The 9,102-nt window shown below is 73.5% G+C and carries 7 protein-coding genes; 6 read left to right on the top strand and 1 reads right to left on the bottom strand.

The features are described from left to right. Positions 1-242 precede the first annotated feature (242 nt). Positions 243-980, bottom strand: coding sequence for a GOLPH3/VPS74 family protein (locus ACZ7GJ_RS34850; protein WP_365916878.1), 738 nt, complete (start codon positions 978-980; stop codon positions 243-245). Positions 981-1,143: 163 nt separating this feature from the next. Between ACZ7GJ_RS34850 and ACZ7GJ_RS34845 the strand changes: the two genes are divergently transcribed. The 6 genes from ACZ7GJ_RS34845 to ACZ7GJ_RS34820 all read left to right on the top strand — a co-directional run bounded on the left by ACZ7GJ_RS34845 (position 1,144) and on the right by ACZ7GJ_RS34820 (position 9,022). After that, positions 1,144-3,576: a D-alanyl-D-alanine carboxypeptidase family protein gene (locus ACZ7GJ_RS34845; RefSeq protein WP_470757519.1), complete on the top strand. Its 2,433-nt coding sequence runs from the start codon at positions 1,144-1,146 to the stop codon at positions 3,574-3,576. Positions 3,577-3,673: 97 nt separating this feature from the next. Next, positions 3,674-5,536: an MFS transporter gene (locus ACZ7GJ_RS34840; protein ID WP_470757518.1), complete on the top strand. Its 1,863-nt coding sequence runs from the start codon at positions 3,674-3,676 to the stop codon at positions 5,534-5,536. Positions 5,537-5,629: 93 nt separating this feature from the next. Next, a complete protein-coding gene (locus tag ACZ7GJ_RS34835; protein ID WP_470757516.1) occupies positions 5,630-5,833 on the top strand; it encodes a hypothetical protein in 204 nt (67 codons plus the stop codon). A 242-nt stretch (positions 5,834-6,075) separates the two neighbouring features. Continuing rightward, the gene (locus tag ACZ7GJ_RS34830) at positions 6,076-6,879 is read left to right on the top strand and encodes a hypothetical protein (protein WP_470757514.1); all 804 of its coding nucleotides are present in this window, start codon (positions 6,076-6,078) and stop codon (positions 6,877-6,879) included. A 776-nt stretch (positions 6,880-7,655) separates the two neighbouring features. Further along, entirely contained in the window at positions 7,656-8,321 is a 666-nt protein-coding gene (locus ACZ7GJ_RS34825) for a sortase domain-containing protein (protein WP_470757513.1), read from the top strand. Then, complete coding sequence (locus ACZ7GJ_RS34820; protein WP_470757511.1) at positions 8,318-9,022, top strand: hypothetical protein; 705 nt, start codon at positions 8,318-8,320, stop codon at positions 9,020-9,022. Before ACZ7GJ_RS34825 ends, ACZ7GJ_RS34820 begins: the two co-directional genes overlap by 4 nt. The last annotated feature ends 80 nt before the right edge of the window (positions 9,023-9,102 follow it).

The following is a 9,102-nucleotide window of genomic DNA, read 5'->3' as shown; positions in this document are numbered from 1 at the left end:
CCCCCCCCCCCCCCCCCCCCCCCCCCCCCCCCCCCCCCCACCCCCCCCCCCCCCCCCCCCCCCCCCCCCCCCCCCCCCCCCCCCCCCCCCCCCCCGCTGGCGGCTCCGGAACCGGGCCTTGGGGGACCCCGGTTGCGGTGGTGGCCTTGCTGTGGATCTGCGGTGCTTTGTGTGCGTGTGCGCGTGCTGCCTTTGCGCGTGCTGCCGGTCTTCTTGTTCTACGGGTAGGGGTAACCCGTAGGTCAGTGCGCGGCCACGCGGGCCATCGCACCCGTCCGGCGCGGCTGCATCGGAACTCCGCCCGCCGTGGCCCGGGCAGCGGGCTGGGCCGGTGCGCGGTCACGGCGCGGCTGTGCGGCCACACCGTTCTGGACGTCCATGACGGCGTGCGCCACGAGACCGCCCATGGGGTCGTGCCGAATCAGGTCCCGCAGCCGGGATCTGGACGACCGCCCCTCATTGCCGGGGTACAGGTGCTTGCCGAGTCCGACCGCGTGGGCCAGTGCGGCGAGCGCCGCGGTCCGCGGGTCCGGCGGTACGCCGGTGCGGATCGCACTGTCCAGCCGGGCACGGATCTCCCGGCTGATCGCCGTGTCGGTCGCCTGGTAGCGAGTCGTCGGCAGCACCCCGCACATCTGTCCCGCAACGGCATGGACCATGCCGCAGCGCTCCAGGTGAGCGAGGTAAATCTGGCGGAGCCCCAGCCGGGGTCCGCCGATCCAGTGGACGGCCCGAACCGGGCTGCCGCGCCTGCGCAGCAGTTCCAGTGCGGAGTCCAGAGTCGGATCTCCTGTCGGCCGTGGCATCACCACGGCGATACGATCCCCGTCAGGGGCTATCCGTCCTGCCAGAGCCAGCTCCACTAGCTGTGCCCCGGCCAGGCCGAGGTCGAGCGACTGCGGCTGCGCCGTGGTACCCGTGGCCGGGTCCAAGGCGAGCAGCAGAAGCTCCTCCGGAATTGTTCTGCGGCTCCTGCCCATCCATGCCTCCCCGCGTGGATGAGTGACAGGGTGACGCCTCTCACATTCATCTGTCGAGAGCGCGTGCCCGCTTTGCGGGGGAACCTTAAGTTATGTCGTTCTCGTCTGTCACGGGGGCGATGCCCCCTAGACGGGACACTGTTAGACATTCGGACAGCCGGACGTGGTGGCGATCGAGGAGGAACTGGTGGCGGGCGAGTCCCCCGACAAGTCGGTTGATGAAGGAGCGTCGGGGGCGGCGGAGTCCTCCGAGGAGCGTGACCCGAGGCTGTCGGTCCTCCGCCCGAGGGAACCGGAGTCGCCCGTCGGCGACCGGGACCCCCTCCGGGACGCGGTGGCGGCGTGGGTGGCCACGGCCGAGGCGCCGTCCCCCTCCGGGGAGGAGCCGGAGCCGGACTCCGCCGAGCCGTCCCCCTCCGGGGATGACCCGGACTCCGCCGAGCCCGAGGCGCCGGCGGCCGAGCCCGCGGCTGTCGAGGAGTCGGCCCCGGCTGCCGACAAGCCTGCGGCGGCCCCGGCCGCCGAAAAGCCCGTCGCGGTCCCGGCTGCCGACAAGCCCGCGGCTGCTCCGGCCGCCACGAAGCCCGCGGTCGCTGCGAAGCCTGCGGAGCCCCGGGCTGCCGAGGTGTCGGCGGCGGCCCCGGCTGCCGAGAAGCCCGCGGCGGCTCCGGCCGCCGAGAAGCCCGCGGCGGCTCCGGCTGCCGATGAGCCCGCGGACAGTGAGCGCACCGCCGTGTTCCGGGCGATCAAGCCCGGTTCCGCTTCGGCGCCCTCCGAGGGCAAGGCCGACACCTCCGGCGAGCCCGCAGACAGCGAGCGCACCGCCGTGTTCCGGGCCGTCAAGCCGGGTTCCGGTTCGACGCCCGCCGCGGACAGCGAGCGTACGGCCGCGTTCCGGGTCACGGCCCCTGCCGCGGACAAGCCGAAGGCCCCGGCCTCCGATGAGCCCGCGGACAGTGAGCGCACCGCCGTGTTCCGGGCGATCAAGCCCGGTTCCGCTTCGGCGCCCTCCGAGGGCAAGCCCGACACCTCCGGCGAGCCCGCAGACAGCGAGCGCACCGCCGTGTTCCGCGCGGTCAAGCCCGGTTCCGCTTCGGCGCCCGCCGAAGGTCCCGCGGACAGCGAGCGCACCGCCGTGTTCCGCGCGGTCAAGCCGCCGAAGGCCAGTACCTTCGTACCGCTGCGGACCGACGACGCCGAAGCCGCGGCGCCGAAGCCGGCCCCGGAGCCCGTACCGGCATCGGCCCCCGCACCCGCGCCGGCCCCCAAGCCGGCCCCGGCCGAGAACCCCGAGCGGACCACCCAGCAGCCGCTGCCGCCCAAGCCGCCGCTCGACATGCTGGCGGACCTCACCAACAACCCGCCCCCGCCGCCGAGCGCACTGCGCACCACCGTGCGGCGGTTCAAGATCTACGCCCCGATCGTCGCGCTGCTCGCGATCGTCCTGGCCGTCGTACAGCTCGTGCGCCCCATGCCCGAGCCGAAGCTCAAGATGACCGCGAACACCTCGTACGCCTTCCAGGGCAGCGCCCCCGTACTGCCCTGGCCCAAGGAGGGCCAGGCCTTCATGGCGGCGTCCGGCCTCGGCACCGTCGGCACCTTCGGCGAGCAGAAGCCCATCGCGATCGGCAGTGTCGCGAAGGTCATGACGGCCTACGTCATCCTCAAGGACTTCCCCCTCAAGAAGGGGGAAAAGGGCCAGCTCATCGACGTGGACAAGACCGCGGTCGACGACGGCAAGAAGAACACCGAGGGCGAGTCGACGGTCGACACGCTGAAGGAGGGCGACAAGCTCTCCCAGTACGACGCCCTCGCCGCGATCATGATCCCGTCCGCCAACAACGTCGCGCGGCTGCTCGCGCGCTGGGACGGCGGCCAGGAGGCGTTCGTCAAGAAGATGAACGACACCGCCAAGAGCCTCGGCATGGCCAACACCACGTACACGGACCCCTCGGGCCTGGACGCGACCACGGTCAGCACCGCGGAGGACCAGGTCAAGCTCGGCCTCAAGGTCGTCGAGATGCCCGAGCTGGTCGCGATCACCAAGCTGCCGAACTGGACCGACCCGTCCGGCAAGGTGCACCGCAACTACAACGACCTCGTCCCCTTCAACGGCGCGGTCGGCATCAAGACCGGCTCCACCACCAAGGCCGGCGGCAACCTGCTCTTCGCCGCCGAGAAGAAGGTCGGCAAGACCAACCAGCTGATCGTCGGCGCCGTCCTCGGCCAGCACGGCGTGCCCATCCTCGGCACCGCCATCGCCGCCAGCAAGCAGGTCATGCTCGCCACGCAGCAGGCGCTGACGAACGCGGTCGTCGTCAAGAAGGGCGAGGCCGTCGGCTACGTGGACGACGGCCTCGGCGGCCGCACCCCGGTCGTGGCCACCGCCGACGTCGAGGCCGTCGGCTGGCCCTCGCTCACCGCCGCGGTCAAGCTGAGTGACGGCGGCGGCAAGCTGCCGCAGACCGCCAAGGCCGGTACCGAGGTCGGCGTGCTGACCGTCGGAGAGGGCGCCAGTCAGGTGAAGGTTCCGGTGGCGCTGCAGAACGACCTCACCGCGCCCACCCTGGGCAGCAAGCTGACCCGGATCGGCTGACCACAGGTGCGAGCGCGGCCGGCGCCCCGGGGCAACCCCGGGGCGCCGGAGCGCGTCTTGGCATCGGGGACTCATCGTGTTGGGAAGTGCGTCGGTTGTGACCACCGCTGGGCAACAGCAGGAGCGTGAGCTGAGCTCGCCGGCCGTCGCCGGCGGGCCGTCCGGCGACGGCGACGAGCCCGGCGGCATACGGCGCGGACCGGCGCGGCGGGTGCTCGACCCGGCCCGTCGGCACCCGGTGGCGGTGGCGACCGGCCTGGCGGCCGTGCTGCACGTCGTCTGGTTCTTCACCTTCGCCAACAGCGGCGGCGACCTCGCCGCGCAGGACGCCTGGGCCGAGTTCGTGGGCCGGCACCCCGACTCGGCGTACAACCTGGCCTGGTACGGGGGCATGCACCCGGTCTCGTACAGCGTGGTCTCGCCGTACCTGATGCACATCCTCGGCGTCCGGACCACGATGATGATCGCCGGCACGGTCTCTGCCGGGCTGCTCGCGCTGATCCTGACCCGCTGCCGCGGCGCCGTGCGTGAGCCGCTGTGGCCCGCGCTGGCCGGGGTGTACGGGCTGCTGTGCAACGCGCTGTCGGGCCGGGTCACCTTCGGGCTGGGCGTGATGTTCGCGCTCGCGGCCGTCGCGGCCGTGTTCTGCTGGCCCCGCAAATGGGCCGAGCGGCGGTGGGCCAAAGCCGCCGTGGCGGCTCCGCTCGCGGGGCTGGCGACCGCTTCCAGCCCGGTCGCCGGGCTCTTCCTCGGGGTGGTCGCGGCCGCGCTGTTCCTGAGCCGGCGGCGCCCGGGGGCGTACGCGCTGGGGCTGGCCCCGGTGGCGGTGGTCGGGCTCTCCGCCTGGCTGTTCCCGTTCTCCGGTACGCAGCCGTTGAAGCTGGGCTCGGCGTGTCTGCCGTTCGTCTTCGCGCTGGCCGTGCTGTTCCTCGTACCGAAGGGCTGGCAGACGGTCCGGATCGCGTCCGGTGTCTATGCCCTGGGCGTGGCCCTGACCTGGGCGGTCGACTCCCAGGTCGGCTCGAACGTCACCCGGCTGGCCATGCTGTTCGGCGGGGCGGTGCTGCTCGCGGCGCTCCCGTACGCGCGGCGGCGCTCGCGGCACTGGTACGCGGTGCTGCTCGCCTTCGCCGGGCTGACGACGTGGATCACCGTCAACAGCGTCACCGACATCGTCCGCACCACCCCGATGGCCGCCTGGAGCCGCGAGCTGGCCCCGCTCGTCGACCGGCTGCAGAAGGCGGGCGCCGACCGCGGCCGCGTCGAGGTGGTGCCGGCCAGCAGCCACCGCGAGTCCTCGGCCTTCCCGGCGTACGTGAACCTCGCGCGCGGCTGGAACCGGCAGGCCGACCTGGAGCGCAACCCGCTCTTCTACGACGACACCCTCACCGCGGACAGCTACCGGGCGTGGCTGGAGCGCTGGGCCGTGCACTATGTGGTGCTGCCCGCCGACAAACCCGACTCGGGCGGCGAGGACGAGGCGAAGCTGGTGCGCGGGGGGCTCCCGTACCTCCAGCAGGTGTGGGGCGACTCGAACTGGCAGCTCTTCAAGGTGCTGGACCCGACGGATCTGGTGGCCGGGCCGGCGAGCGTGGTGCGGGCGAGCGCCGACCAGCTCGTCATCCAGGTGCGGGAGCCCGGGCGGGTGCTGGTGAGGGTCCCGCACTCGCCGTGGCTGGGGCTGGTGGACCCCGCGGGCAAGGCGGTGGAGCCGCCGCAGGAGACGCCTGCTTCGAAGGTGCGGGGCAGCCGTCCGGCCGGGGCGGCGAAGGAGTACGAGAACACGGCCGGGTGCCTGTTCAAGGCGCCGCTGGACGAGACCGGGGACGCGTGGACGGAGCTGCTGGCTCCGGCGGCGGGGGAGTACCGGGTCGCGGCGAAGTACCAGCTTCCGCGGGGGACGCCGTGTCCGGCGGAGCTGGTGTACGAGGTGCTGGAGTCGCCTCGACGCCCGCAATAATTATTTACGCGCCGGTCCGGGTGCGTTGGTCCGTATATCTGCATACGATCCCAGTAGTCCGATTGGGTGCTTCCCGAGGGAGTTGACGACGGGATGAGCAAAGAGCAGAAGCAGCAGGACCTCCGGACCGCCTACCAGGGCATGGAGCCGGACCGGCCGCCGCGTCCCCCCGGCCACGGCTTCGACGGCCTGGTGCGGAGCAAGATCAAGGGTGGAGCGCACACCAAGGCGGCCCTCAAGCGGGCCGGCACTCCGCAGGGTGACCGCATCGGCGAGCGCAGCAGAGGCCTGAGCTGACCGAATCGACTCCGTGACGCGGCCCTTCCGGCTCAGGCCGGGAGGGCTTTCGCGCGTCCGGGGGCGGGGCTTCGGTCCCTTGATGACTTCGTGGTGGAGCATCCGGACAACCGTTACATTGCCGACGGATTACCAACACATGACCCTCGTAACGTCGTCGTTGTCGCCAGGGCAAACCACCCGAAAAGGGTAGCGAGCCCGGACCGAGACCACAGGCGACGCCGACCCGAGGGGAACCATCCATGCGCGCCACCTTCCGTACCGTCGCAGTCGCCGCCGGTGCCGCCACCGCACTGGCACTCCCGGCCGCCCACGCCTTCGCGGCGGACGCCCCGACCGCCTCCGCCTCTCCGTCGGAGACCAAGCGGGAGGACGCGGGCACGCAGCAGCTGGGCGACGGCTGGTACGCCAAGGTCTTCAAGCAGGGCAAGGGCTACGAGGCCGAGATCCACCAGGGCAAGGGCGGCGGCGTCAAGGCCACCCTGAAGGCGTTCGGCGGCAAGCCGGACTCCAGGAAGGTCGGCGAGCGCACCTTCACCCTGTCCGCGGACGGCAAGGTCACTGCCACGAAGGACACGGCGCAGGGGGTCAAGGTCTCGGGCGTCCAGGTCGGCGGCGGCACGATGGCCGACCTGACCAACACGGCCGCCGAGGGCCCCAAGGCCGTACTGAAGGTCGGGCCCAAGGACGCCGCGGACGACACGAAGGCCGGCACCGTCCAGGCCACCCTGACCAAGAAGAACCCGCGCGCCCAGAACAACGGCCAGAAGTTCGAGATCGTGAAGGCCGACAGCGCCAAGCCGCAGCTCAAGGTGACGCTCGAAGGCGAGGGCACCAAGTACTACGCCTTCCCGGCCGTGGACAAGGCCACCACCAAGCCCGTGACTCCGAAGCCGAAGGGCGGCGTGAAGGCCGGTGCCGAGGGCGTCAGCACCTCCGGTTCCGCCGACGGCACCCTGCTGGTGGCGGGCGGCGCCGGCCTGGCCGCCACCGGCGCCGCAGCCCTCGGCTTCGCCCTACTCCGCCGCCCCCGCACCGAGAGCTGACCCCCGCCGCCCCCTATCCCCGGAACGACCGTCCCCGGTCCCCGCCCGGGGACGGTCCTCCGGGCACGTCCGGGGACGGTCGTCCGGGCACGCCCGGGGACGGCCCTCCCGGTCCACGTCCGGGGACGGTCGTCCGGGCACGCCCGGGGACGGCCCTCCCGGTCCACGTCCGGGGACGGTCGTCCGGGCACGTCCGGGGACGGCCGTCCGGGGGCCCGCCCGGAGACGGCCCTCCCGGTCCACGTCCGGGGACCACCTCCTGGGCCGGCGTCCCGGGGCCACCTCCTGGGTCCAGGTCCCGGGGCCACCCTCTGGGTCCAGGTCCCGAGGCCATGCCCCGGGTCCCCCCGGTCTACGTCCCGGGACCACGTTCCGGGACCACGTTCCGGGCCGCCTCCCGGGCCACGTCCTGGGGGCACCCCCGGGTTCCCCCGGGTTCCCCCGGGTTCCCGCGGGTTCCCCCCGGGTCCCGGTCCTGTTCCCGGTCCGGACCGCGTCCCGCCGCTGGTCCGGATCCCGTCCCGCCCCCGGATCTCGTCCTGCCCGCCCCTGGAGCGGGCCCCGCACCCCCGGTCCCGTCCCGGAGGGGACCCCGTCCCGCCCCGGACCCCCGCCCAGCCGCCGGAGCCGGCCCCGTCCCGTCCCCGACCCCCGTCGGCCACCGCCCCGGGGCGGACCCCGTCCCGATCCTCCGTCCTGCCCCAGGGCGGGCTCCGTCCTGCCCCAGGCCCCGTCCCACCGCCGGACCCCGTCCGCCCCGCCGCCCGGAGTACGCCATGACCCGCACCTCGCTCGCGCCCCGCCCCGCCCCCTCCCGTACGCGCCGCACCCGTCGGGCCGTGGCGGCGACCGCCCTCGCGGTCGCCGTCTCCGGCGGCCTCGCCGCGTGCAACGGCAGCGGCGGCGGCGGTACGAAGCTGCCCCCGGACCCCAAGGTCGGCAGTACGGCCTCCGCACCCGCCCCGGACAGCGGAGCGGCGGCCCTGCCGAAGTCGAAGCCGACCGGCATGAAGATCGACGCGGCGGGCGTGGACGCGAAGAAGATGGTCGACCTCAAGGTGGACCCCGGCTCCGGCGAGCTGGGCGTGCCGGACGCCGACACCGACGCGAACAACCCCGGCTGGTGGACCGAGGGCGTCACCCCGGGCGAGAAGGGCGTCGCCGTACTCGTCGCCCACTTCGACACCAAGTACGGCCCGGCGCTGATGAAGGACGTCAAGAAGATCAAGCTCGGCGACCTCATCGAGGTGCCGCGCGAGGACGGAAAGACGGCGAAGTTCAAGATCCGCGAGATCGAGGACGTCAACAAGAAGGAATTCCCGACCGACAAGGTCTACGGCGACACCGCCCGCCCCGAGCTGCGCCTGCTGACGTGCGGCGGTGAGCTGAAGGACGGCCACCGCACGAACAACGTCATCTTCTACGCCGACCTGGTGGCATGAGCGGCGTGACCCGCAAGCCCGCCGCCCGCAAGCCCTCCGCCCGCCGGCGCGCCGCCCTGGCCGCGCTGCCCGTGGCGGCGGCCCTGCCGCTCGCCGGCTGCGCCGCGGACGCCGGCGCGGACGGCGGGGTCCAGGTCGCCGACCACGGCAAGCCGGCCCCGCGCGCCCAGGGCCCCGACCGGCTGTGGCCCGAGCGCCCGCCAGCCCCGCCCCCGCCGGCCCGGGGGCCGGACCGGGCGGCCCCGCACATCGTGCCGGGGATCCGCGTACCGGCGCCGGGCGGGCTGCGCGACGTACCGCCCCGCGAGGTGCTGGCCGCGGACCTGGCGGGGGAGGCGGTCCCGGGCCTCGCGCCGGACCCGTGCGCGGCCGATGCGGAGCCCGGCGGCTGCTCCGTGAGGGAGGCCCACTACCGTGACCTGACCGGGGACGGTCACCAGGAGCTGATCCTCGGCATGGAGCGGGCCGACCATCACCTCAACATCCGCGTGTACACGTACCTGGACGGTCACGTCCGGCAGATCATGAACGACACGCAGCGCGTCATCGGCGTCGAGCTGGCCGCACACGACCTCATCGTGCGGTCCTTGAGCGGCACGTCCGGCACGGAGTGCCGTGACGTGTGGTCGTGGCGCCCGGACGAGGGGTACATGTCGAAGCGGCTGATGGAGATCATCCGCAACCCGGAGGAGTCCCGCTGATACGTCTCCCGCGTCCTCCGAAGCCCGCGCGTCCCCCGAAGCCGCCGCGCCTGCCCGCCTGGACCGCGACCCTGACCTGG

Source organism: Streptomyces sp. NPDC037242, assembly GCF_055604165.1.
This window is presented reverse-complemented; position numbering and strand designations above follow the sequence as displayed.

Excerpts from the sequence above, each read along its gene's own strand:
- ACZ7GJ_RS34850 (WP_365916878.1), bottom strand. The coding sequence starts at position 980 with ATGGGCAGGAGCCGCAGAACAATTCCGGAGGAGCTTCTGCTGCTCGCC.
- ACZ7GJ_RS34830 (WP_470757514.1), top strand. The coding sequence starts at position 6,076 with ATGCGCGCCACCTTCCGTACCGTCGCAGTCGCCGCCGGTGCCGCCACC.
- ACZ7GJ_RS34820 (WP_470757511.1), top strand. The coding sequence starts at position 8,318 with ATGAGCGGCGTGACCCGCAAGCCCGCCGCCCGCAAGCCCTCCGCCCGC.
- ACZ7GJ_RS34835 (WP_470757516.1), top strand. The coding sequence starts at position 5,630 with ATGAGCAAAGAGCAGAAGCAGCAGGACCTCCGGACCGCCTACCAGGGC.
- ACZ7GJ_RS34825 (WP_470757513.1), top strand. The coding sequence starts at position 7,656 with ATGACCCGCACCTCGCTCGCGCCCCGCCCCGCCCCCTCCCGTACGCGC.